The sequence below is a fragment of the Enterobacter cloacae complex sp. SHL021 genome, assembly GCF_049237765.1.
Taxonomy (GTDB): Bacteria; Pseudomonadota; Gammaproteobacteria; order Enterobacterales; family Enterobacteriaceae; genus Enterobacter; species Enterobacter cloacae.
Genome location: NZ_JBMKJG010000002.1, coordinates 280,087 through 304,538 on the forward strand (window position 1 = coordinate 280,087; position 24,452 = coordinate 304,538).

At 54.2% G+C, this 24,452-nt stretch carries 21 protein-coding genes; 18 read left to right on the plus strand and 3 right to left on the minus strand.

Going from position 1 to position 24,452, the window contains the following annotated elements; genetic code table 11:
• Positions 1-2 precede the first annotated feature (2 nt).
• From leuB to leuL, 3 genes are all read right to left on the minus strand, one after another.
• Entirely contained in the window at positions 3-1,094 is a 1,092-nt protein-coding gene (gene leuB, locus ACOTZF_RS03450; protein ID WP_013095561.1) for a 3-isopropylmalate dehydrogenase, read from the minus strand.
• Positions 1,094-2,665 carry a 2-isopropylmalate synthase gene (gene leuA, locus ACOTZF_RS03455; protein ID WP_038981198.1) on the minus strand — a complete coding sequence of 524 codons (1,572 nt, stop codon included), beginning with the start codon at positions 2,663-2,665 and terminating at the stop codon, positions 1,094-1,096. Before leuA ends, leuB begins: the two co-directional genes overlap by 1 nt.
• Before the next feature lie 91 nt (positions 2,666-2,756).
• On the minus strand, positions 2,757-2,843 hold the full coding sequence (leuL, locus tag ACOTZF_RS03460; protein ID WP_071885196.1) for a leu operon leader peptide: 87 nt from the start codon (positions 2,841-2,843) through the stop codon (positions 2,757-2,759).
• A gap of 636 nt (positions 2,844-3,479) precedes the next feature.
• On the opposite strand from leuL, the gene leuO reads away from it, so the two are divergent.
• From leuO to ftsA, 18 genes are all read left to right on the plus strand, one after another.
• Positions 3,480-4,424, plus strand: coding sequence for a transcriptional regulator LeuO (leuO, locus tag ACOTZF_RS03465; RefSeq protein WP_013095563.1), 945 nt, complete (start codon positions 3,480-3,482; stop codon positions 4,422-4,424).
• A gap of 379 nt (positions 4,425-4,803) precedes the next feature.
• Positions 4,804-6,528, plus strand: coding sequence for an acetolactate synthase 3 large subunit (gene ilvI, locus ACOTZF_RS03470; protein WP_129252027.1), 1,725 nt, complete (start codon positions 4,804-4,806; stop codon positions 6,526-6,528).
• 1 nt (position 6,529) lies between these two features.
• Complete coding sequence (ilvN, locus tag ACOTZF_RS03475) at positions 6,530-7,021, plus strand: acetolactate synthase small subunit (protein ID WP_008501994.1); 492 nt, start codon at positions 6,530-6,532, stop codon at positions 7,019-7,021.
• 179 nt (positions 7,022-7,200) lie between these two features.
• A complete protein-coding gene (gene cra / locus ACOTZF_RS03480) occupies positions 7,201-8,208 on the plus strand; it encodes a catabolite repressor/activator (protein ID WP_129252025.1) in 1,008 nt (335 codons plus the stop codon).
• A gap of 601 nt (positions 8,209-8,809) precedes the next feature.
• On the plus strand, positions 8,810-9,268 hold the full coding sequence (gene mraZ / locus ACOTZF_RS03485) for a division/cell wall cluster transcriptional repressor MraZ (RefSeq protein ID WP_014830641.1): 459 nt from the start codon (positions 8,810-8,812) through the stop codon (positions 9,266-9,268).
• A 2-nt stretch (positions 9,269-9,270) separates the two neighbouring features.
• The gene (gene rsmH, locus ACOTZF_RS03490) at positions 9,271-10,212 is read left to right on the plus strand and encodes a 16S rRNA (cytosine(1402)-N(4))-methyltransferase RsmH (protein ID WP_013095568.1); all 942 of its coding nucleotides are present in this window, start codon (positions 9,271-9,273) and stop codon (positions 10,210-10,212) included.
• A complete protein-coding gene (ftsL, locus tag ACOTZF_RS03495) occupies positions 10,209-10,574 on the plus strand; it encodes a cell division protein FtsL (protein ID WP_008501989.1) in 366 nt (121 codons plus the stop codon). The genes rsmH and ftsL overlap by 4 nt, the downstream gene beginning before the upstream one ends.
• Before the next feature lie 15 nt (positions 10,575-10,589).
• Positions 10,590-12,356, plus strand: coding sequence for a peptidoglycan glycosyltransferase FtsI (locus ACOTZF_RS03500; protein WP_421636044.1), 1,767 nt, complete (start codon positions 10,590-10,592; stop codon positions 12,354-12,356).
• On the plus strand, positions 12,343-13,830 hold the full coding sequence (murE, locus tag ACOTZF_RS03505) for a UDP-N-acetylmuramoyl-L-alanyl-D-glutamate--2,6-diaminopimelate ligase (protein ID WP_129252022.1): 1,488 nt from the start codon (positions 12,343-12,345) through the stop codon (positions 13,828-13,830). Before ACOTZF_RS03500 ends, murE begins: the two co-directional genes overlap by 14 nt.
• Positions 13,827-15,185, plus strand: coding sequence for a UDP-N-acetylmuramoyl-tripeptide--D-alanyl-D-alanine ligase (murF, locus tag ACOTZF_RS03510; RefSeq protein WP_020688495.1), 1,359 nt, complete (start codon positions 13,827-13,829; stop codon positions 15,183-15,185). Before murE ends, murF begins: the two co-directional genes overlap by 4 nt.
• Positions 15,179-16,261, plus strand: coding sequence for a phospho-N-acetylmuramoyl-pentapeptide-transferase (mraY, locus tag ACOTZF_RS03515; RefSeq protein WP_008501985.1), 1,083 nt, complete (start codon positions 15,179-15,181; stop codon positions 16,259-16,261). The genes murF and mraY overlap by 7 nt, the downstream gene beginning before the upstream one ends.
• A gap of 2 nt (positions 16,262-16,263) precedes the next feature.
• Complete coding sequence (gene murD / locus ACOTZF_RS03520; protein WP_013095572.1) at positions 16,264-17,580, plus strand: UDP-N-acetylmuramoyl-L-alanine--D-glutamate ligase; 1,317 nt, start codon at positions 16,264-16,266, stop codon at positions 17,578-17,580.
• Positions 17,580-18,824 (plus strand): cell division protein FtsW, encoded by a 1,245-nt coding sequence (ftsW, locus tag ACOTZF_RS03525; protein ID WP_013095573.1) that lies wholly within the window; start codon positions 17,580-17,582, stop codon positions 18,822-18,824. Before murD ends, ftsW begins: the two co-directional genes overlap by 1 nt.
• The gene (gene murG, locus ACOTZF_RS03530; RefSeq protein ID WP_038981204.1) at positions 18,821-19,885 is read left to right on the plus strand and encodes an undecaprenyldiphospho-muramoylpentapeptide beta-N-acetylglucosaminyltransferase; all 1,065 of its coding nucleotides are present in this window, start codon (positions 18,821-18,823) and stop codon (positions 19,883-19,885) included. Before ftsW ends, murG begins: the two co-directional genes overlap by 4 nt.
• A gap of 58 nt (positions 19,886-19,943) precedes the next feature.
• Positions 19,944-21,419 (plus strand): UDP-N-acetylmuramate--L-alanine ligase, encoded by a 1,476-nt coding sequence (murC, locus tag ACOTZF_RS03535; protein ID WP_129252020.1) that lies wholly within the window; start codon positions 19,944-19,946, stop codon positions 21,417-21,419.
• Complete coding sequence (locus ACOTZF_RS03540; RefSeq protein WP_038981206.1) at positions 21,412-22,332, plus strand: D-alanine--D-alanine ligase; 921 nt, start codon at positions 21,412-21,414, stop codon at positions 22,330-22,332. The genes murC and ACOTZF_RS03540 overlap by 8 nt, the downstream gene beginning before the upstream one ends.
• A gap of 1 nt (position 22,333) precedes the next feature.
• A complete protein-coding gene (ftsQ, locus tag ACOTZF_RS03545; RefSeq protein ID WP_013095577.1) occupies positions 22,334-23,176 on the plus strand; it encodes a cell division protein FtsQ in 843 nt (280 codons plus the stop codon).
• The gene (ftsA, locus tag ACOTZF_RS03550) at positions 23,173-24,429 is read left to right on the plus strand and encodes a cell division protein FtsA (RefSeq protein ID WP_006173845.1); all 1,257 of its coding nucleotides are present in this window, start codon (positions 23,173-23,175) and stop codon (positions 24,427-24,429) included. Before ftsQ ends, ftsA begins: the two co-directional genes overlap by 4 nt.
• The last annotated feature ends 23 nt before the right edge of the window (positions 24,430-24,452 follow it).

Below are 24,452 nucleotides of genomic sequence, written 5' to 3' on the forward strand. Positions count from 1 at the left end.
GATTACACCCCTTCAGCGACATAGCGGGCAATGATGTCGCCCATTTCATCGGTACTGACTGCCGCCGTGCCGCGTGCTAAATCACCGGTACGGACGCCTTCTTCTAACGCGCGATTAATGGCGTTCTCAATTGCGGTTGCCGCATCGCCTGCATCCAGGCTGTAGCGCAGCAGCAGAGCCAGGGAGAGGATCTGCGCAATCGGGTTAGCAATGTTTTTACCTGCGATATCCGGCGCGGAGCCGCCAGCAGGCTCGTACAGGCCAAAGCCTTCTTCGTTCAGGCTCGCTGATGGCAGCATGCCCATGGAGCCGGTGATCATCGCGCACTCATCCGAGAGGATATCGCCGAACAGGTTGGAGCACAGCAGCACGTCAAACTGGGACGGATCTTTAATCAGCTGCATTGTCGCGTTGTCGATGTACATATGCGACAGCTCAACGTCAGGATAATGCTTAGCAACTTCGCTGACGATCTCACGCCATAAGATGGAAGACTGCAGCACATTCGCTTTATCGATAGAGGTGACTTTATGGCGGCGTTTGCGTGCTGACTCAAAAGCGATATGGGCGATACGTTCAATTTCGAAACGGTGATAGACCTCGGTGTCGAACGCTTTTTCATGCTGACCGCTGCCTTCACGGCCTTTTGGCTGGCCGAAATAGATCCCGCCGGTCAGTTCACGCACGCACAGAATGTCGAAGCCGTTAGCGGCGATATCCGCGCGCAGCGGGCAGAACTCTTCCAGACCCTGATACAGCTTTGCCGGACGCAGGTTACTGAACAGCTTGAAATGTTTACGCAGCGGCAGCAACGCGCCGCGCTCTGGCTGCTCTGCGGGTGGCAGGTGTTCCCATTTCGGGCCACCCACGGAACCAAACAGGACGGCATCGGCGTTCTCGCAGCCCTCTACCGTTGCTTTTGGCAGCGGCGTACCGTGATTATCAATAGCAATACCGCCCACGTCGTAGTGGCTGGTGGTAATTTTCATGGCAAAACGCGAACGAACGGCTTCCAGTACTTTCAGCGCCTGTGCCATCACTTCCGGGCCAATACCGTCACCCGGCAACACAGCAATATGGTAATTCTTCGACATTACACGGTTTCCTTGTTGTTCTCTTTATTCTGAGCTTTGCGTTGCAACTCTTTTTCGACTTCAGCGGCGCGCCAGATATTGTTCAGGACATGCACCATCGCTTTTGCAGAGGATTCGACGATATCGGTCGCCAGACCCACGCCGTGGAAGCGACGGCCGTTATAATTGACCACGATATCCACCTGACCGAGTGCATCTTTGCCATGGCCTTTGGCCGTCAGGTCATATTTGACCAGCTCCACGTCGTATTCGGTGACGCGGTTAATCGCCTGGTAGATAGCATCGACAGGACCATTGCCGTTTGCCGCTTCCGCTTTTATCTCATCCCCGCAGGCCAGCTTGATGGATGCCGTGGCGATGTCGCTGGAGCCAGACTGCACGCTGAAGTAATCCAGACGGAAATGCTCTGGCTCTTCCTGCTGCTTATTAATGAAGGCCAGTGCTTCCAGGTCATAGTCGAATACCTGACCTTTTTTGTCGGCCAGCTTCAGGAACGCGTCGTACAGCTGATCCATGTTGTAATCGCTGTCCTTGTAACCCATCTCTTCCATACGATGTTTCACTGCCGCACGGCCGGAGCGGGAGGTCAGATTCAACTGAACCTGGTTCAGACCGATCGATTCCGGGGTCATGATTTCGTAGTTTTCGCGGTTTTTCAGTACGCCATCCTGGTGGATACCGGAAGAGTGCGCGAATGCGCCGGTACCGACAATCGCCTTGTTAGCGGGGATCGGCATGTTGCAAATCTGGCTGACGGTCTGGCTGGTACGCCAGATTTCATTGTGATTGATGCGGGTATTCACGTTCATGATGTCTTTGCGCACTTTGATCGCCATGATCACTTCTTCCAGGGAACAGTTGCCTGCGCGTTCCCCGATACCGTTCATCGCACCTTCTACCTGACGGGCACCGGCGTGAACAGCGGCGATGGCGTTGCCGACGGCCAGGCCTAAATCGTCGTGGGTATGAACAGAGATAATTGCCTTATCAATGTTCGGCACACGATCATACAAGCCAGTAATGATGTTGGAGAACTCAAACGGCATGGTGTAGCCGACGGTGTCCGGGATGTTGATGGTTTTGGCCCCGGCATTAATGGCGGCTTCCACCACGCGCGCCAGATCCTCAATTGGCGTGCGGCCTGCGTCTTCACATGAGAATTCAACATCATCCGTATAGTTGCGCGCGCGTTTGACCATGTAGACCGCGCGCTCAATCACCTCGTCGAGGGTGCTGCGCAACTTGGTGGCAATATGCATGGGGGAGGTGGCAATAAAAGTATGAATACGGAATGCTTCAGCCACTTTCAGTGACTCGGCGGCAACGTCGATGTCTTTCTCAACGCAGCGTGCCAGACCACAGACGCGGCTGTTTTTGATGGTACGGGCGATGGTCTGTACCGATTCGAAATCACCCGGAGAAGAGACCGGGAAACCCACCTCCATCACGTCGACACCCATACGTTCGAGAGCCAGCGCAATCTGCAGCTTCTCTTTCACACTCAGGCTCGCCTGTAATGCCTGTTCACCGTCACGTAAAGTAGTATCAAAAATAATGACTTGCTGGCTCATGGGTTAGGTCCTTGTCAGTCTTAGGGCGCCTTGCTACGAGCATAAAAAAACCCGCGCAGTGGCGCGGGTTTTTAGTCTTACTGGTGACGATTCAACGCTGAATTTCGCCCGCCAGTCTACCGCGCACAGAGAATGCGTTTAGTAGTAGTAGACCGGTGAAACGAATGGTGCGAATCATGAATCGTGCTCCGTTAAATTCAATATGCTTTTAGTGGTACTGGATATGGGGGTTGATGTCAACCCCTGACAACAAAAACGACCCCGATCGCACGATGTTCCAGAGAATTTGATTTAGCTAATTGTGCTGGTTTTTATCTTTCATGCCTTTTGAAAAGTCTATTTTTGGACTGGAGATTCATCTCCGGAACGATTTAAATATAATTAGTATCAATTCAACATACGTCTGTAATGGATGAGCCCTGAGAAGAATAGTTTTTAATTTCATTAATTTATAAGTACTGTAAATAAAACTGCAGTAAATAAAGCGTGAGCAATGATGCGAGTTTGTTAATTGTTTGGCATGGCTCATGTGAATAGTTTAATAATACTTAAGTTATCATTAACTGAAGGGCGATTGTGTATTTGTCTTGATTATGGTTTCATGCAAACCATAATGTCATTGATATCATTTATGCGGAATTTCATCTCACCATCAATGACCTGGGCGAAGTCACCCTTTTGATGATGCGCTCTTTATATTTTCCGAATTTTAAACAATTCTCTTTCGCTGGTTGTATCTGCATGGTAAATCATATTTTTCGAAATTATTACTGTAATTTGGCAAAGGGAGTTTAGCGTGACAGTGGAGCCAGGAGTGCCAGAAAATAATATTAATCAACCTCAGGGTTATAATGGGGTTAAACCTCAGTTACGCACCGTGGATCTCAATCTGTTGACCGTGTTTGACGCGGTGATGCAGGAACAGAATATCACGCGGGCAGCGCAGTCTCTGGGGATGTCGCAGCCTGCCGTCAGCAATGCGGTATCCCGGCTTAAAGTGATGTTTAATGACGAATTGTTTGTTCGTTATGGCAGGGGGATTCAACCCACGGCGCGTGCATTTCAGCTGTTTGGCTCTATCCGCCAGGCGTTACAGTTGGTGCAAAATGAGCTGCCGGGATCGGGTTTTGAGCCCTTAAGCAGTGAGCGTGTTTTCCATCTTTGTGTATGTAGCCCGTTAGATAATTATTTGACGTCCGTGATCTACAATAAAGTGGAAGAAATTGCGCCCAATATTCAGCTGGTATTTAAATCTTCTCTTAATCAGAACACAGAACATCAGCTTCGATATCAGGAAACAGAATTCGTTCTGGGATACGAAGAGTTCCGTCGTCCGGAATTTTCCTGTGTGCCTCTGTTTAAAGATGAAATGGTACTGGTCGCCAGCAAAAAACATCCACGAATGAATATGCCGCTGCGCGAAAGTGATGTTTATAACGAGCAGCACGCTGTTGTTGCCCTCGACCGATACGCCTCATTTAGTTTGCCGTGGTATGACACTGCGGATAAACAGGCGAGCGTGGCTTATCAGGGAATGGCCATGGTCAGCGTCTTAAATGTGGTTTCCCAGACCCATCTGGTCGCTATTGCCCCGCGTTGGCTGGCGGAGGAGTTTTCGGAACCCTTAAATCTGCAAATTCTGCCGTTGCCGCTCAAGCTCAATAGCCGTACCTGTTATCTTTCCTGGCATGAAGCCGCAGGCCGGGATAAAGGCCATCAGTGGATGGAAGAATTGCTTATTAGCATTTGCCGCCGATAAGCGCGTCAGGATAAATCACATCGGCGTGTGTGGTTTATCCTGCGTATTTTTTCATTTGCGGTATTTTATGCTGTTGTTATTTTTTCTGGCTGCTGCCAGCTTCGCAAAAATAGATGATTTTCTGAAAGGTTGCGCTTTTCAGCGATGATTTATCACCTCACGAACGAATTACAGTGGAATTAACCATATCCTCTCTGTAACGCTGCTTTTTGTGCTTCTGACCCCGTTTGCCACGTCCTGTTTGCTAATTGCCTGCCTCAAAACGAGCGGTTAAGGTAACGGTCACTCTGCAATATATAAGATTGGTTCATCACGATCGTAAGACGGTGTGGAAATGAATTCTGCAGTCCGTCTATAACAAAATGCCTGGAGGCAAAGCATGGAGATGTTGTCTGGCGCGGAAATGGTCGTCCGATCGTTAATCGATCAGGGCGTGAAGCAGGTGTTCGGCTACCCTGGAGGCGCAGTTCTGGATATTTATGATGCGCTTCATACGGTAGGCGGCATTGACCATGTTTTGGTGCGCCACGAGCAGGCGGCGGTGCACATGGCTGACGGGCTGGCGCGTGCGACGGGTGAAGTGGGCGTGGTATTGGTCACCTCCGGCCCCGGCGCGACGAATGCAATTACCGGCATTGCGACAGCCTATATGGACTCCATCCCGCTGGTCATTCTATCCGGGCAGGTCGCAACGTCACTGATTGGCTACGATGCTTTTCAGGAGTGCGACATGGTGGGGATTTCACGCCCCGTAGTGAAGCACAGTTTCCTGGTGAAGCAAACCGAAGACATTCCCGGCGTACTGAAAAAAGCCTTCTGGCTGGCAGCCAGTGGGCGGCCTGGTCCTGTGGTGGTCGATCTGCCTAAAGATATTCTTAACCCGGCAAACAAGCTGCCGTATGTCTGGCCGGAAACGGTAAGCATGCGCTCCTACAACCCAACGACACAGGGCCACAAAGGCCAGATCAAACGTGCGTTGCACACGCTTCTGGCTGCGAAAAAGCCGGTGGTCTATGTCGGAGGTGGCGCGGTTAACTCAGCCTGTGAAACGCAACTGCGTGAGCTGATCGAAAAACTAAACCTTCCTGTCGCCTCGTCACTGATGGGACTGGGCGCCTTCCCGGCAACGCACCGCCAGGCTCTGGGTATGTTGGGCATGCACGGTACCTATGAAGCTAACATGACGATGCATCATTCGGATGTGATCTTTGCCGTTGGCGTGCGCTTTGACGATCGCACGACCAACAATCTGGCGAAGTACTGCCCGAACGCCACCGTGCTGCATATTGATATCGATCCTACGTCTATTTCGAAAACGGTACCGGCGGATGTGCCGATCGTTGGGGATGCGCGACAGGTTCTGGAGCAAATGCTGGAGCTGCTATCGCAGGAAACCCCTTCACAACCGTTGGATGAGATCCGCGACTGGTGGCAACAGATCGAGTTGTGGCGAGCACGCCAGTGTCTGAAATACGATACCCAAAGCGAAAACATTAAGCCGCAGGCGGTGATCGAAACCCTCTGGCGTCTGACGAAAGGTGAAGCCTATGTCACCTCTGATGTAGGTCAGCATCAGATGTTTGCCGCGCTTTATTATCCGTTTGATAAACCACGTCACTGGATCAACTCTGGTGGTCTGGGGACAATGGGCTTTGGGTTACCTGCCGCACTTGGGGTGAAGCTTGCGCTGCCGAATGAAACCGTCGTTTGCGTGACGGGAGACGGCAGCATTCAGATGAATATCCAGGAACTCTCCACCGCGTTGCAATATGAACTGCCGGTTCTGGTTCTGAACCTGAATAACGGTTATCTCGGTATGGTGAAGCAGTGGCAGGATATGATCTACTCTGGCCGCCATTCTCACTCCTACATGAAATCGCTGCCGGATTTTGTTCGTCTGGCCGAAGCCTATGGTCATGTCGGGATGCGGGTGACCGAGCCGGCAGAGCTGGAAGCGAAACTTGCTGAAGCGCTTGAACACGTCAAAAATAACCGCCTTGTTTTCATGGATGTCATTGTTGATGGTACAGAGCACGTTTATCCGATGCATATTCGCGGTGGTGGTATGGACGAAATGTGGTTAAGTAAAACGGAGAGAACCTGATATGCGCCGGATATTATCTGTATTACTGGAAAACGAGTCTGGCGCACTGTCACGCGTTATTGGACTCTTTGCACAACGCGGCTACAACATTGAGAGCCTGACCGTTGCCCCTACCGAGGATCCTACGCTGTCGCGCATGACGATTCAGACCGTCGGCGACGCCAAGGTGCTTGAGCAGATCGAGAAACAGTTACACAAACTTGTCGATGTTCTGCGCGTGAGCGAACTGGGGCAGGGGGCCTATGTAGAACGTGAGGTCATGCTGGTGAAAATTCAGGCCAGCGGTTACGGCCGTGAAGAGGTTAAACGCAACGCGGATATCTTCCGTGGGCAGATTATCGACGTTACCCCTTCTTTATATACGGTTCAACTGGTGGGAACGAGTGACAAGCTGGACGCATTCCTGGCGTCCGTAAGGGATGTAGCAAAAATTGTTGAAGTTGCGCGGTCGGGCGTTGTCGGTCTTTCGCGCGGCGAGAAAATCATGCGTTAGCAGGCAATAAGGTTCGCCTCTTTCAGCCCGGTCACCAAAGCCGGGCTTTTTTTTGCGTAATACGCCGATAACACAGATAAAAGCGGTTGCCGCGAAAGCTATTCTGCGTTTAGATGTTAAAAGATTTAACCATAACCTTGACAGGGCCATGGACTCTTTTCTTTTTTTAAGGGGCAATTGTGAAACTGGATGAAATCGCCCGGCTAGCCGGCGTGTCACGAACTACGGCCAGCTATGTGATTAACGGTAAAGCAAAGCAGTACCGTGTCAGCGACAAAACCGTTGAGAAAGTCATGGCGGTGGTTCGTGAGCACAACTACCACCCGAATGCTGTCGCAGCGGGCTTACGTGCCGGGCGCACCCGATCGATTGGTCTGGTGATCCCCGATCTGGAAAACACCAGCTACACCCGCATCGCTAACTATCTTGAACGTCAGGCTCGCCAGCGTGGCTATCAGCTCCTGATTGCCTGCTCTGAAGATCAGCCTGATAACGAAATGCGCTGTATTGAGCATCTGCTCCAGCGTCAGGTTGATGCGATCATCGTTTCGACCTCCTTGCCACCCGAGCATCCCTTCTATCAACGCTGGGCGAACGATCCGTTCCCAATCGTTGCACTGGATCGCGCCCTGGACAGAGAGCATTTTACCAGTGTCGTCGGTGCCGATCAGGATGACGCGGAAATGCTGGCCGCGGAGCTGAGAACCTTCCCGGCTGAAACCGTACTCTATCTTGGGGCGTTGCCTGAGCTTTCTGTGAGTTTCCTGCGTGAGCAAGGCTTCAGAACGGCGTGGAAAGACGATCCGCGCGAGGTTCACTACCTTTATGCTAACAGTTATGAACGCGAAGCCGCTGCGCAGCTGTTCGAGAAATGGCTGGAGACGCACCCGATGCCTCAGGCGCTATTCACCACTTCATTTGCGTTGCTGCAGGGGGTGATGGATGTCACTTTGCGTCGGGATGGTAAGCTGCCTTCCGATCTCGCTATCGCCACCTTCGGTGATAACGAACTGCTCGACTTCCTGCAATGTCCGGTCCTGGCCGTCGCGCAGCGCCATCGTGATGTGGCGGAGCGCGTGCTGGAGATCGTTCTCGCGAGCCTTGATGAACCACGTAAACCGAAGCCGGGGCTGACGCGCATCAAACGTAATCTCTACCGTCGCGGAATTTTAAGCCGCCATTTATGAAATGAGAGGGGGCAGCGAAAACTGCCCCCTCTTTTTTCTGGATAATTCTGTCAAATAATTCCCGGAGAAAAATTAGGACGATTCCTTAGGAATCAGAACCTGCTATTTTTTTTATTCTTTCAGGCTTTTTAAAATGCCTTTGAAAGAACATTTATACGATTTATAAAGCCTGTCTTTGTATTGTTTTGTTACAAAGCTGCCCGGTCGATGAATATTCAGACGTTTTTCCCCTGCTCCAGCGTGCTTGCCTGCCAGCCGGTTCGTTCATTGCGCATTGTGGTGAATGTGGCGCTGTTATCCCCTGTGAATATGTCTTAAAATGCTGCCCGCGTCGCAAACTGACACTTTATATTTCGATGCGATGATATTGAGTGAGCCTTAACGCTAGTGTGCATATTCGGTTTTTTTCTTACAAATATTCATAACGTTAATTTTGCCTCGCCAGTTGTGCAGTTATTAACCAGGACTGTTTATCTCTGTAAATAGAGCCCTTTCGGGTTCGTATAGAGAGAGTCCTGGCTTGACAAGCTTTTCCCTCGCTCCGTAAACTCCTTTAGGTGGGAATTTGTGGGTTAAAGTGGTGAGGAGGGGTGAGACTGGCATGTTCCGTGGAGCAACGTTAGTCAATCTCGACAGTAAGGGGCGTTTATCGGTACCAACCCGATACCGCGACCAGCTGATCGAGAACGCTTCGGGTCAACTGGTTTGCACCATTGACATCAACTCCCCCTGCCTGCTGCTTTACCCTTTACCTGAATGGGAAATTATTGAGCAAAAGCTGTCGCGACTGTCGAGTATGAACCCACAGGAACGCCGCGTGCAGCGGTTGTTATTGGGGCATGCCAGTGAGTGTCAGATGGATAGTGCAGGGCGATTACTGATTGCGCCCGTGCTGCGGCAGCATGCCGGTCTGACCAAAGAAGTGATGCTGGTCGGTCAGTTCAACAAGTTTGAACTGTGGGACGAAACGACCTGGTATCAACAGGTCAAGGAAGATATCGACGCTGAGCAGTCTGATTCCGCTACCTTGTCGGAACGGCTGCAGGACTTGTCTCTATAAATATGATGGAAAATTATAAACATACAACGGTGTTGCTGGATGAGGCCGTCAACGGCCTGAATATTCGTCCGGACGGCATCTACATTGATGGCACTTTTGGTCGCGGTGGCCACTCGCGTTTGATCCTCTCCCAGCTTGGAGCGGAAGGACGTCTGCTGGCAATTGATCGCGATCCGCAGGCGATTGCTGTTGCGCAAACCATCGATGACCCACGCTTTTCCATCGTGCATGGACCTTTCTCTGCGCTGGCGGATTACGTTGCTGAGCGCGGTCTGACGGGCAAGATCGACGGGATTCTTCTCGATCTTGGCGTCTCTTCACCCCAACTTGATGATGCTGAACGCGGCTTCTCCTTTATGCGCGACGGCCCGCTTGACATGCGCATGGATCCCACGCGCGGTCAGTCTGCCGCCGAGTGGTTACAGACCGCAGATGAAGCCGATATCGCCTGGGTGATCAAAACCTTTGGCGAAGAACGTTTTGGCAAGCGCATCGCGCGCGCCATTGTTGAGCGCAATCGTATTGAGCCGATGACCCGCACGAAAGAGCTGGCCGAGGTGATTGCGGCGGCAACACCGGTGAAGGATAAACACAAACACCCCGCGACCCGTACCTTCCAGGCGGTTCGCATCTGGGTAAACAGTGAACTGGAGGAAATAGAGCTGGCGCTAAAAAGCTCACTCGACGTGCTGGCCCCGGGAGGGCGGTTGTCCATCATCAGCTTCCATTCGCTGGAGGACCGTATTGTGAAACGCTTTATGCGTGAACAAAGCCGCGGTCCACAGGTGCCAGCAGGGCTGCCGATGACGGAAGAACAACTCAGGAAGCTGGGTGGCCGTCAGTTGCGAGCATTAGGCAAGTTGATGCCGGGCGAAGAAGAGGTGGCAGAGAATCCACGCGCCCGTAGTTCAGTGCTGCGTATTGCAGAGAGGACGAACGCATGATCGGCAGAGTGACAGAGACCCTAAGTAAAGTTAAGGATTCGTTAGGAAGCAACGAGCGCCATGCCTTGCCTGGCGTGATCGGCGACGATCTTTTGCGGTTTGGGAAGCTGCCACTCTGCTTGTTCATTTGCATCATTGTGACGGCAGTAACGGTGGTGACGACAGCCCACCACACACGTTTATTGACTGCGCAACGCGAGCAGATGGTACTGGAACGCGATGCGCTGGATATTGAATGGCGAAACCTGATCCTTGAAGAAAACGCCCTTGGCGATCACAGCCGGGTCGAGCGGATCGCAACAGAAAAGCTGCAATTGCAGCATGTTGATCCTTCCCAGGAAAATATCGTAGTACAAAAATAAGGGAAAACGCGACGCATGACAGCAGCGGCAAAAACGCTAAAACCAAAACGTCAGGAAGAACAGGCCAACTTTATCAGTTGGCGTTTTGCGTTGCTTTGCGGCTGCATTTTACTCGCGCTGGGCTTCCTGCTGGGGCGTGTGGCGTGGCTACAAATCATCGCGCCTGACATGCTGGTGCGCCAGGGCGATATGCGCTCTCTGCGCGTACAGGAAGTCTCCACATCTCGCGGGATGATCACCGATCGTTCCGGTCGTCCGCTGGCGGTGAGCGTACCGGTGAAGGCGATCTGGGCCGATCCGAAAGAGCTGCACGATGCCGGTGGTATCACGCTCGACAACCGCTGGAAAGCGCTGTCTGACGCCCTGAAAATGCCGCTGGATCAGCTTGCCTCCCGCGTTAATGCCAACCCGAAAGGGCGCTTTATCTATCTGGCGCGTCAGGTTAACCCTGACATGGCCGATTACATCAGAAAACTGAAGCTCCCGGGTATCCATCTGCGAGAAGAGTCTCGCCGTTACTATCCTTCCGGCGAAGTAACCGCTCACCTCATTGGTTTTACAAACGTCGACAGCCAGGGGATTGAAGGGGTTGAAAAAAGCTTCGATAAGTGGCTTACCGGTCAGCCGGGTGAGCGAATCGTGCGTAAAGACCGCTATGGTCGCGTGATTGAAGATATCTCTTCCACAGACAGCCAGGCCGCGCATAACCTGGCGTTGAGCATTGATGAACGCCTGCAGGCGCTGGTGTATCGCGAGCTGAACAATGCCGTGGCCTTTAACAAGGCGGAGTCGGGCAGCGCCGTGCTGGTGGATGTCAGCACTGGTGAAGTGCTGGCGATGGCCAACAGCCCGTCCTACAACCCGAACAACTTTACCGGTACCGCCAAAGATGCAATGCGCAACCGGGCCATTACCGACGTGTTCGAACCTGGCTCCACGGTGAAGCCGATGGTGGTGATGACGGCGCTGCAACGCGGCATCGTCAATGAGAACACGGTTCTGAACACGATCCCTTACCGAATCAACGGCCACGAGATTAAAGACGTGGCGCGCTACAGCGAATTGACCCTGACCGGGGTATTACAGAAGTCGAGTAACGTCGGTGTTTCAAAGCTGGCGTTAGCGATGCCGTCCTCAGCGTTAGTAGAGACTTACTCACGTTTTGGGCTAGGAAAGGCGACCAATTTGGGGTTGGTCGGAGAACGCAGTGGCTTATATCCTCAAAAACAACGGTGGTCTGACATAGAGAGGGCCACCTTCTCTTTCGGCTACGGGCTAATGGTAACCCCGTTACAGTTAGCGCGAGTCTACGCAACGATTGGCAGCTATGGCGTCTATCGCCCACTGTCGATTACCAAAGTTGATCCACCGGTTCCGGGCGAGCGTATCTTCCCGGAATCTATCGTTCGTACCGTTGTGCATATGATGGAAAGCGTGGCGCTACCTGGCGGTGGCGGCGTGAAGGCGGCGATCAAAGGCTATCGCATCGCCATTAAAACCGGTACGGCGAAAAAAGTGGGGCCAGACGGCCGCTACATCAACAAATACATTGCCTATACCGCAGGCGTTGCGCCTGCAAGCAATCCGCGTTTTGCGCTGGTGGTCGTCATTAACGATCCACAGGCGGGTAAATACTACGGCGGCGCCGTTTCAGCGCCTGTGTTCGGCGCCATCATGGGCGGCGTATTACGCACCATGAACGTTGAACCGGACGCGCTGGCAACGGGCGAAAAAAGTGAATTTGTAATTAATCAAGGCGAGGGTACAGGTGGCAGATCGTAATTTGCGCGACCTTCTCGCTCCGTGGGTGCCAAACGCACCTGAGCGAGCGCTACGGGAGATGGTACTGGACAGCCGTGTGGCTGCTTCCGGCGATCTTTTTGTGGCTGTAGTTGGTCATCAGGCGGACGGGCGTCGATATATCCCGCAGGCGATTGCGCAAGGTGTAGCTGCCATTATTGCTGAGGTTAAAGATGAGGCAACCGACGGTGAAATCCGTGAAATGCACGGTGTGCCGGTTATCTACCTTAGCCAGTTGAATGAGCGACTCTCCGCACTGGCGGGACGTTTTTATAACGAGCCTTCAGACCAGCTGCGTCTGGTGGGCGTGACGGGCACTAACGGTAAAACGACGACCACCCAATTGATGGCGCAATGGGCGCAACTGCTGGGAGAAACCGGCGCCGTAATGGGCACCGTGGGGAATGGGCTGCTGGGTAAAGTGAGCCCGACGGAAAACACCACCGGCTCCGCGGTTGACGTACAACATGTAATTGCTGGTCTGGCAGGGCAGGGTGCGACCTTTGCCGCGATGGAAGTCTCCTCTCATGGTCTGGTACAGCATCGTGTGGCGGCGTTGAAATTTGCTGCCTCCGTGTTTACGAACCTGAGTCGCGATCATCTTGATTATCATGGTGATATGGAGCATTACGAGGCCGCGAAATGGCTGCTCTTCTCCACGCATCACTATGGACAGGCCATCATCAACGCTGATGACGAAGTGGGGCGCCGCTGGCTTGCGAAGCTGCCGGATGCGGTTGCGGTGTCGATGGAAGACCATATCAATCCGAACTGCCATGGCCGCTGGCTGAAGGCGGTTGAGGTTAATTATCACGACAGCGGCGCGACGATTCGCTTTGCCTCTTCCTGGGGTGAAGGCGAAATTGAAAGCCGCCTGATGGGGGCGTTTAACGTCAGCAACCTCCTGCTGGCGCTGGCAACGCTGCTGGCGTTGGGCTATCCGATGGCCGAACTGCTCAACACCGCAGAGCGTCTGCAGCCCGTCTGTGGCCGTATGGAAGTGTTCAGTGCACCCGGTAAACCGACCGTTGTAGTCGATTATGCCCACACGCCGGATGCGCTGGAAAAAGCGCTTGAAGCGGCACGTCTGCACTGCGCCGGTAAGCTCTGGTGTGTGTTTGGCTGTGGGGGCGATCGCGACAAGGGCAAGCGTCCGTTGATGGGGGCCATCGCCGAACAGTTCGCGGATATTCCGGTTGTGACCGATGATAACCCGCGTACTGAAGAGCCGCGCGCCATTATCAACGATATCCTGGCCGGTATGCTGGATGCAGGACGTGCCCGCGTGGTGGAAGGCCGTGCGGAAGCCGTGACCAACGCCATCATGCAGGCGCAGGAGAACGACGTCGTGCTCCTGGCGGGTAAAGGCCATGAAGATTATCAGATTGTTGGCAATCGTCGTCTGGACTATTCGGACCGTGTAACGGCAGCGCGTCTGTTGGGAGTGGTGGCATGATCAGCTTAACGCTCGGCAAGGCGGCAACCCTCCTGCAGGGGACGCTGCATGGTCAGGATCTGACCATCGACGCCGTGACGACAGATACCCGCAAAGTGACCGCCGGGTGCCTGTTTGTGGCGCTGAAGGGCGAACGTTTTGACGCCCACGATTTTGCTGAACAGGCGAAAGAGAATGGTGCGGGTGCGCTGCTGGTGAACCGCAAACTCGATATCGATTTACCGCAGATTGTGGTGAAGGATACGCGCCTTGCCTTTGGTGAACTGGCAGCATGGGTTCGTCAGCAGGTGCCAGCTCGCGTTGTTGCTCTGACGGGGTCTTCGGGCAAAACGTCAGTAAAAGAGATGACGGCGGCGATCCTCAGTCAGTGCGGTAACACGCTTTACACCGCAGGCAATCTAAATAATGACATCGGCGTGCCGATGACATTGCTTCGCCTCACCAAAGAGCATGACTTTGCGGTGATTGAATTAGGGGCAAACCACCAGGGTGAAATTGCCTGGACGGTCAGCCTGACGCGTCCGGAGGCTGCGCTGGTGAACAACCTGGCCGCCGCGCATCTGGAAGGTTTCGGTTCACTTGAAGGCGTGGCGAAAGCCAAAGGTGAGATCTATACCGGCCTGCCGGATAACGGTATCGCCATTATGAATGCCGATAATAACGACTGGTTGAACTGGCAGAGCATCATCGGTTCACGTAAGACGTGGCGCTTCTCGCCAAATGCGGCAGACAGTGATTTTACCGCGACCCATATCCATGTGACCTCGCATGGTACGGAATTCACGCTCAATACCCCAACGGGAGGCATTGAGGTTCTGCTGCCGCTGCCGGGTCGCCATAACATCGCCAATGCGCTTGCTGCCGCGGCGCTGTCGATGGCCGTCGGCGCGACACATGACGCGATCAAGACTGGCCTTGCGAATTTAAAAGCCGTACCGGGACGTCTGTTCCCAGTCCAGCTTGCAGAAAACAAACTGCTGCTGGATGACTCCTACAACGCGAACGTCGGTTCGATGACGGCAGCCGTACAGGTGTTGTCCGAAATGCCAGGCTATCGCGTGATGGTGGTTGGCGATATGGCCGAGCTGGGCGATGAGAGCGAAGCCTGTCATACCCAGGTGGGTGAAGCCGCGAAAGCGGCCGGGCTGGATTGCGTACTGAGCGCAGGAAAACTGAGCCAGGCGATTAGCCATGCCAGCGGTGTTGGCGAACATTTTGCCGATAAAGCCGCACTGATTGAACGTCTGAAGACGTTGATTGCTGAAAAACAAATTGTGACTGTGTTAGTGAAAGGTTCACGTAGTGCCGCCATGGAAGAGGTAGTGCACGCATTACAGGAGAACGGGACATGTTAGTTTGGCTGGCCGAACATTTGGTCAAATATTACTCAGGCTTTAACGTCTTTTCTTATCTGACGTTTCGCGCCATCGTCAGCCTGCTGACTGCGCTGTTCATCTCGTTGTGGATGGGCCCGCGCATGATTGCCCGTCTGCAAAAACTCTCTTTCGGCCAGGTTGTGCGTAACGATGGTCCGGAATCGCACTTCAGCAAGCGCGGTACGCCAACCATGGGCGGGATTATGATCCTGACCGCGATCGTGGTTTCCGTGCTGCTGTGGGCCTATCCATCCAACCCGTACGTCTGGTGTGTCCTGACTGTGCTGGTGGGCTACGGAATCATTGGATTTGTTGATGATTACCGCAAAGTGGTACGTAAAGACACGAAAGGTCTGATCGCCCGCTGGAAATATTTCTGGATGTCGGTAATTGCGCTGGGCGTGGCCTTCGCGCTGTATCTGGCCGGAAAAGATACTCCCGCTACCGAGCTGGTGGTGCCGTTCTTTAAAGACGTCATGCCGCAACTGGGGCTGTTCTACATTCTGCTGGCGTACTTCGTGATTGTGGGCACCGGTAACGCGGTGAACCTGACCGATGGTCTGGATGGCCTGGCCATTATGCCAACGGTCTTCGTGGCCGCAGGTTTCGCGCTGGTGGCGTGGGCGACCGGCAACATGAACTTTGCCAACTATCTGCACATTCCTTATCTGCGTCACGCGGGCGAGCTGGTGATCGTCTGTACGGCCATTGTCGGGGCGGGGCTGGGCTTCCTGTGGTTCAACACCTATCCGGCCCAGGTCTTTATGGGTGACGTCGGTTCACTAGCTCTGGGCGGCGCGCTGGGTATTATTGCCGTGCTGCTGCGCCAGGAGTTCCTGCTGGTGATCATGGGCGGGGTATTCGTGGTTGAGACCCTGTCGGTGATCCTGCAGGTCGGTTCCTTTAAGCTGCGCGGCCAGCGCATCTTCCGTATGGCACCGATTCACCATCACTATGAACTGAAAGGCTGGCCAGAGCCGCGCGTCATCGTGCGCTTCTGGATTATTTCGCTGATGCTGGTGCTGATTGGCCTGGCAACGCTGAAGGTACGTTAATCATGGCAGATTACCAGGGCAAAAAAGTCGTTATCATCGGGTTGGGCCTTACTGGCCTGTCCTGCGTGGACTTTTTCCTTGCGCGCGGCGTGACGCCGCGGGTGATGGATACGCGTGTTTCTCCGCCGGGTCTGGACAAACTGCCGGAACAGGTTGAACGCCACCTTGGTGGTCTGAATGATGACTGGCTGCAGGCAGCCGATCTGATTGTGGCCAGCCCCGGTATGGCGCTGGCGCACCCTTCACTGAGCGCCGCAGCCGATGCGGGCGTTGAGATTGTCGGTGATATCGAGCTGTTCTGTCGCGAAGCGCAGGCGCCAGTTATCGCCATTACCGGCTCTAACGGAAAAAGCACCGTCACTACCCTGGTGGGTGAGATGGCGAAAGCGGCGGGCAAAAATGTCGGCGTTGGCGGCAACATTGGTTTGCCGGCACTGATGCTGCTGGACAAAGGCTGCGAGCTGTACGTACTGGAACTCTCCAGCTTCCAGCTGGAAACCACCTCCAGCCTGCATGCGGCCGCGGCCACAATCCTGAACGTGACCGAAGATCATATGGACAGGTATCCGTTTGGTCTACAGCAGTATCGCGCAGCCAAACTGCGTATATATGAAAATGCCAAAGTCTGCGTCGTTAACGCCGATGATGCCCTGACCATGCCGGTACGCGGTGCCGATGACCGCTGCATCAGCTTTGGTATCACCATGGGTGATTATCATCTGAACCGTCAGCTGGGTGAAACCTGGCTGCGGGTGAAAGGTGAGAAAGTGCTGAACGTGAAGGAGATGAAGCTTTCCGGTCAGCATAACTACACCAATGCGCTGGCGGCGCTGGCGCTGGCGGATGCCGTCGGTCTGCCACGCTCCTCCAGCCTGCAGGCGCTGACCACCTTTACGGGTCTGGCGCACCGTTTCCAGCTGGCGCTGGAGCATAACGGCGTACGCTGGATCAATGATTCCAAAGCCACCAACGTAGGCAGTACAGAGGCCGCGCTGAATGGTTTGCAGGTGGAAGGTACTCTGCATCTGCTGCTGGGTGGCGACGGTAAATCCGCCGATTTCACCTCCCTGAAGCAGTATCTCTCCGGCGATAACATCCGTCTCTACTGCTTTGGTCGTGATGGCAGGGAACTGGCGGAACTGCGTCCTGAGATCGCCGAGCAGACCGAAACCATGGAACAGGCAATGCGCCTGATTGCTCCTCGCGTGAAGCCGGGCGATATGGTGCTGCTCTCTCCGGCATGCGCCAGCCTCGATCAATTCAAGAATTTCGAACAGCGTGGTGATCTCTTTACCCGCCTGGCGAAGGAGTTAGGCTGATGCGTTTATCTCTCCCTCGCCTGAAAATGCCGCGCTTCCCAGGATTTGGTGTCCTGGTGTGGTTGTTTGCGGCACTGAAAGGCTGGGTGATGGGCTCTCGTCAGAAAGATAACGACAGCCTGATCATGTACGATCGCACGCTCTTCTGGCTCACCCTGGGGCTGGCGGCGGTCGGCTTTATTATGGTGACGTCAGCATCAATGCCCGTCGGGCAGCGACTGGCGAACGATCCTTTCCTGTTTGCCAAGCGAGATGGTCTGTACATCATCCTGGCGTTCTGTCTTGCGCTGATAACCTTACGTCTGCCAATGGCGTTCTGGCAGCGACACAGTACCGCGATGCTGATCGCCTCGATCATCATGCTGCTGATCGTGCTGGTGGTGGGGAGTTCCGTAAACGGGGCATCGCGCTGGATCGCCTTTGGTCCGCTGCGTATTCAGCCTGCAGAATTTACCAAACTGTCCCTGTTCTGCTACCTGGCGAACTACCTGGTGCGCAAAGTAGATGAAGTGCGTAACAACCTTCGCGGCTTCCTGAAACCGATGGGCGTGATTCTGGTGCTGGCGGTCTTACTGCTGGCGCAGCCTGACCTCGGTACCGTGGTGGTTCTGTTTGTGACGACGCTGGCGATGCTGTTCCTGGCGGGGGCGAAACTGTGGCAGTTCATCGCCATTATCGGGATGGGTATTTCAGCGGTTGTCCTGTTGATCCTTGCTGAACCATACCGTATCCGCCGTGTGACCTCGTTCTGGAACCCGTGGGAAGATCCGTTTGGCAGTGGCTATCAGCTGACGCAGTCACTCATGGCGTTTGGCCGCGGTGAAGTCTGGGGACAAGGCCTGGGCAACTCGGTTCAGAAACTGGAGTATTTACCCGAAGCGCATACTGACTTCATCTTCTCCATTATTGCAGAAGAACTGGGTTATATCGGTGTGGTATTAGCGCTATTAATGGTATTCTTCGTCGCTTTCCGCGCCATGTCGATTGGGCGGAAAGCGCTGGAGATCGATCACCGCTTCTCAGGTTTCTTAGCCTGTTCAATTGGTATCTGGTTTAGCTTCCAGGCATTGGTTAACGTCGGGGCCGCAGCGGGTATGCTGCCGACCAAGGGCCTGACGTTGCCGTTGATCAGTTATGGTGGTTCCAGTCTGTTGATCATGTCGACGGCCATCATGATGTTGTTACGTATAGATTATGAAACGCGTCTGGAAAAAGCCCAGGCGTTTACACGAGGTTCACGATGAATCAACCGAAGCGGTTAATGGTGATGGCAGGCGGTACCGGTGGACATGTGTTCCCGGGGCTGGCGGTTGCGCACCATTTAATGGATCAGGGCTGGCAGGTACGCTGGCTGGGAACCGCAGACCGCATGGAGGCCGACCTGGTACCGAAGCACGGTATTGAGATCGACTTTATTCGTATTTCTGGCCTTCGTGGCAAAGGCATTAAGGCCCAGCTTCTGGCGCCGGTGCGCATTTTCAACGCATGGCGTCAGGCGCGCAGCATCATGAAGCGCTTTCAGCCGGATGTGGTGCTGGGCATGGGCGGTTATGTTTCCGGTCCGGGCGGACTTGCCGCGTGGTCGTTGGGCATTCCTGTTGTGTTGCATGAGCAGAATGGTATTGCCGGACTGACCAACAAGTGGCTGGCGAAAATCGCCACCAAAGTGATGCAGGCATTTCCTGGTGCGTTCCCGAAAGCGGACGTCGTCGGGAACCCGGTGCGTGTGGATGTGCTGGCGCTGCCGTTGCCGGATGCCCGCATGGCTGGCCGTGAAGGCCCTGTTCGCGTGCTGGTCGTCGGCGGATCGCAGGGCGCACGCATCCTGAACCAGACGATGCCGCAGGTTGCCGCAAAGCTGGGTGATGCCGTGACCATCTGGCATCAAAGCGGAAAAGGCGCTCAGCAGACCGTTGAGCAGGCTTATGCGGCAGAAGGTCAGCCGCAGCACAAAGTGACGGAATTTATCGACGATATGGCGGCAGCGTACGCCTGGGCCGATGTCGTGGTCTGTCGCTCCGGTGCATTAACGGTGAGTGAAATTGCCGCCGCGGGTTTACCGGCTCTGTTTGTGCCGTTCCAGCACAAAGATCGTCAGCAGTACTGGAATGCGCTGCCGCTTGAAAAAGCCGGTGCCGCGAAAATATTCGAGCAGCCACAATTTACCGCCGATGCGGTCGCCACCACCCTGGCGGGCTGGAACCGGGAAACATTAATGGAGATGGCGCAACGTGCACGTGCGGCGGCCATTCCTGATGCAACGGAGCGGGTGGCAAAAGAAGTGAGCCTGGCAGCCCAGGCTTAACCCTCGCAGCGCGTGTTGCGCTGCACGATTTTTTTAAGTAGTCGATGGCGTTTAGAGAATGAATACACAACAACTGGCAAAACTGCGTTCAATCGTGCCCGAGATGCGTCGCGTCCGGCACATTCACTTTGTTGGCATCGGTGGTGCTGGCATGGGCGGTATTGCCGAAGTGTTAGCTAACGAAGGTTATCAGATCAGCGGGTCTGACCTGGCGCCAAACCCTGTTACGCAGCAACTGGCGTCGCTTGGGGCGACTATCTATTTCAACCATCGCCCGGAAAATGTGCGCGATGCGAGTGTGGTGGTGGTATCCAGCGCCATCTCCTCTGATAACCCGGAAATCGTGGCCGCGCATGAAGCGCGTATTCCGGTGATCCGCCGCGCGGAAATGCTGGCAGAGCTGATGCGTTTTCGTCACGGGATTGCGATTGCCGGGACGCACGGTAAAACCACGACCACGGCGATGGTTTCCAGTATTTATGCCGAAGCGGGTCTCGACCCGACGTTCGTCAACGGCGGTCTGGTAAAAGCAGCAGGTGTGCATGCGCGTCTGGGCCACAGCCGTTATCTGATTGCGGAAGCGGATGAGAGCGATGCGTCGTTCCTGCATCTGCAGCCGATGGTGGCGATTGTCACTAACATCGAAGCTGACCACATGGATACCTACCAGGGCGACTTCGAGAACTTAAAGCAGACCTTTATTAACTTCCTGCATAACCTGCCGTTCTATGGACGCGCGGTAATGTGTGTGGACGATCCGGTCATTCGCGAGTTGTTGCCGCGGGTTGGTCGTCAGATCACCACCTATGGTTTCAGTGAAGACGCGGATGTTCGCGTGGAAGAGTACAAACAGATTGGTGCGCAGGGGCATTTCACCCTGGCGCGTCAGGACAAAGAGCTGCTGCACGTGACGCTAAACGCACCAGGCCGTCATAACGCCCTGAACGCAGCCGCGGCGGTGGCCGTCGCAACAGAAGAAGGCATTGAAGACGATGCGATCCTGCGTGCGCTGGAAAGCTTCCAGGGAACCGGGCGTCGTTTCGACTTCCTTGGCGAATTCCCGCTGGATGCGGTGAACGGTAAACCGGGCACCGCCATGCTGGTGGACGACTATGGCCACCATCCAACCGAAGTGGACGCGACCATTAAGGCCGCACGTGCGGGATGGCCAGAGAAGAACCTGGTGATGATCTTCCAGCCACACCGTTTTACGCGTACGCGCGATCTGTATGACGATTTCGCCAGCGTGCTGTCCCAGGTGGACATATTGCTGATGCTGGATGTTTATTCTGCAGGTGAAACGCCGATCCCAGGCGCGGACAGCCGTTCTCTGTGTCGAACCATTCGCGGACGCGGTAAAGTAGACCCTATTTTGGTTTCGGATCCTGCTCAGGTCGCCGAAATTCTGGCACCGGTACTGACAGGTAACGATTTGATTCTGATTCAGGGCGCGGGAAATATCGGCAAAATCGCCCGTACCTTAGCTGAAATCAAACTGAAGCCGCAAACTCAGGAGGATGTGCATCATGGCTGATAAGATTGCTGTCCTGTCTGGCGGCACCTCCGCCGAGCGCGAGGTTTCCCTGAATTCAGGCGCTGCGGTACTGGCGGGCCTGCGTGAGGCTGGCGTTAATGCACATCTGGTCGATCCGAAAGAGGTCGATGTAACGCAACTGAAAGCAATGGGCTTCGATAAAGTCTTTATTGCTCTGCACGGTCGTGGGGGAGAAGACGGTACCCTGCAAGGGTTGCTGGATCTCATCGGTATGCCCTACACCGGCAGCGGCGTGATGGCCTCCGCCATCTCAATGGATAAACTGCGCAGTAAGCTGCTGTGGCAGGGAGCGGGTTTGCCGGTTGCGCCGTGGGTTGCGTTGACGCGCCGCGAATTTGAAATGGGCCTTCAGGATAGCGTTAATGCACGCATTGCTGAGCTGGGATTACCGGTTATTGTAAAGCCCAGCCGTGAAGGGTCGAGCGTTGGGATGTCCAAAGTTGATAAAGCTGACGATTTATCGTCTGCTTTAGCGCTGGCATTTCAACACGATGAAGAAGTTCTGATTGAAAAATGGCTGAGCGGGCCGGAATTTACCGTGGCGATGCTTGGTGAAGAAATTTTACCGTCGATTCGCATCCAGCCTGCTGGCGTCTTCTATGATTATGAGGCGAAGTATCTCTCTGACGAGACGCAATATTTCTGCCCAGCAGGTCTTGAAGCAGAACGTGAAGCGGATTTACAGTCCCTGGTGCTTAAAGCCTGGCATATTCTTGGTTGCAGTGGCTGGGGACGCATTGATGTGATGCTCGACAGCGATGGGCAATTTTATTTGCTGGAAGCGAATACTTCTCCAGGCATGACCAGCCATAGCCTTGTGCCAATGGCTGCGCGTCAGGCGGGGATGAGCTTCTCGCAGTTAGTCGTACGTATTCTGGACCAGGCGGGCTGATATGTCTCAGGCTGCATTGAACACGCGCAACCGCGATGACGAGGAAGAATATTCTTCTTCACGCCGGAGTAATGGAACGCGTCTTGCAGGGATTATTTTCCTGCTCGGGGTGCTGTGCACCGTGTTTATCAGCGGCTGGATGGTACTGGGCTGGATGGAAGATGCGCAGCGGTTGCCGCTGTCGAAGCTGGTGGTCACCGGTGAACGCCACTACACGCGTAACGATGATATTCGCCAGTCGATTCTGGCACTGGGGTCGCCTGGCACCTTTATGACGCAGGACGTCAACATTATCCAGAGTCAGATTGAACGTCTGCCCTGGATAAAACAGGCGAGTGTAAGAAAGCAATGGCCTGATGAATTGAAGATTCATCTGGTTGAATATGTGCCCATTGCGCGTTGGAATGATCAGCACATGGTTGACGTAGACGGAAATTCCTTCAGCGTCCCGGCCGATCGTGTCAACAAGCAAAATTTACCGATGTTGTATGGTCCTGAAGGCAGCGAAAACGAAGTGTTACAGGGTTTTCGCGAGATGGGGCAAGTGCTGGCGAAGGACAGGTTTACGTTAAAAGAAGCTGCGATGACGGCGCGCCGTTCGTGGCAGCTCACCTTAACGAATGGCATTAAGCTCAACCTTGGCCGCGGCGACACGATGAAGCGTCTGGCGCGTTTTGTAGAACTTTACCCGGTTTTACAGCAGCAGGCACAGACTGACGGCAAACGGATAAGCTACGTTGATTTGCGCTATGACTCAGGCGCAGCAGTCGGTTGGGTACCGGCTCCGGTCGAGGAACCTAATCAGCAACAGAATCAGGCACAGGTACAGGCAGAACAACAATGATCAAGGCGACGGACAGAAAACTGGTAGTTGGACTGGAGATTGGCACCGCGAAGGTTGCCGCTTTAGTAGGGGAAGTTCTGCCCGACGGTATGGTCAATATCATTGGCGTGGGCAGCTGCCCGTCCCGTGGTATGGATAAAGGTGGGGTAAACGATCTTGAGTCGGTGGTGAAATGCGTGCAGCGCGCCATCGATCAGGCTGAATTAATGGCAGATTGCCAGATTTCCTCTGTCTATCTGGCCCTCTCTGGTAAGCATATCAGCTGCCAGAACGAAATCGGCATGGTGCCCATTTCTGAAGAAGAAGTGACGCAGGAAGACGTTGAAAACGTAGTGCATACGGCGAAGTCCGTGCGCGTGCGCGATGAGCATCGCGTGCTGCACGTGATCCCGCAGGAATATGCGATCGACTACCAGGAAGGGATCAAGAACCCGGTTGGTCTGTCTGGCGTGCGTATGCAGGCAAAAGTGCACCTGATCACATGTCACAACGATATGGCGAAGAACATCGTAAAAGCCGTTGAACGTTGTGGCCTGAAAGTTGACCAACTTATTTTCGCCGGTCTGGCGGCAAGCTATTCCGTGCTGACCGAAGATGAACGTGAACTGGGCGTCTGTGTGGTCGATATTGGTGGTGGTACAATGGATATGGCCGTGTATACCGGCGGTGCCCTGCGCCACACCAAAGTGATCCCTTACGCGGGGAACGTGGTGACCAGCGATATTGCCTACGCGTTTGGTACGCCGCCAAGCGATGCAGAAGCGATTAAAGTGCGCCACGGTTGTGCGCTGGGGTCTATCGTTGGCAAAGATGAGAGCGTTGAAGTGCCAAGCGTGGGCGGCCGTCCGCCGCGTAGCCTGCAGCGCCAGACGTTGGCAGAGGTGATTGAGCCACGCTATACCGAGCTGCTCAACCTGGTCAACGAAGAGATTTTGCAGTTACAGGAACAGCTTCGCCAGCAGGGCGTAAAACATCATCTTGCGGCGGGGATTGTATTAACCGGCGGTGCAGCGCAAATTGAAGGTCTTGCGGCCTGTGCGCAGCGTGTGTTCCATACGCAGGTGCGTATTGGCGCACCGCTGAATATTACCGGTTTAACGGATTATGCCCAGGAGCCTTACTATTCAACGGCTGTGGGCCTGCTCCACTACGGGAAAGAATCCCATCTCAGTGGTGAAGCAGAAGTGGAAAAACGCGTCTCAGTAGGGTCGTGGGTCAAACGACTGAACAACTGGCTGCGAAAAGAGTTTTAATTTTTTTAAGAGACCGGAGAGAA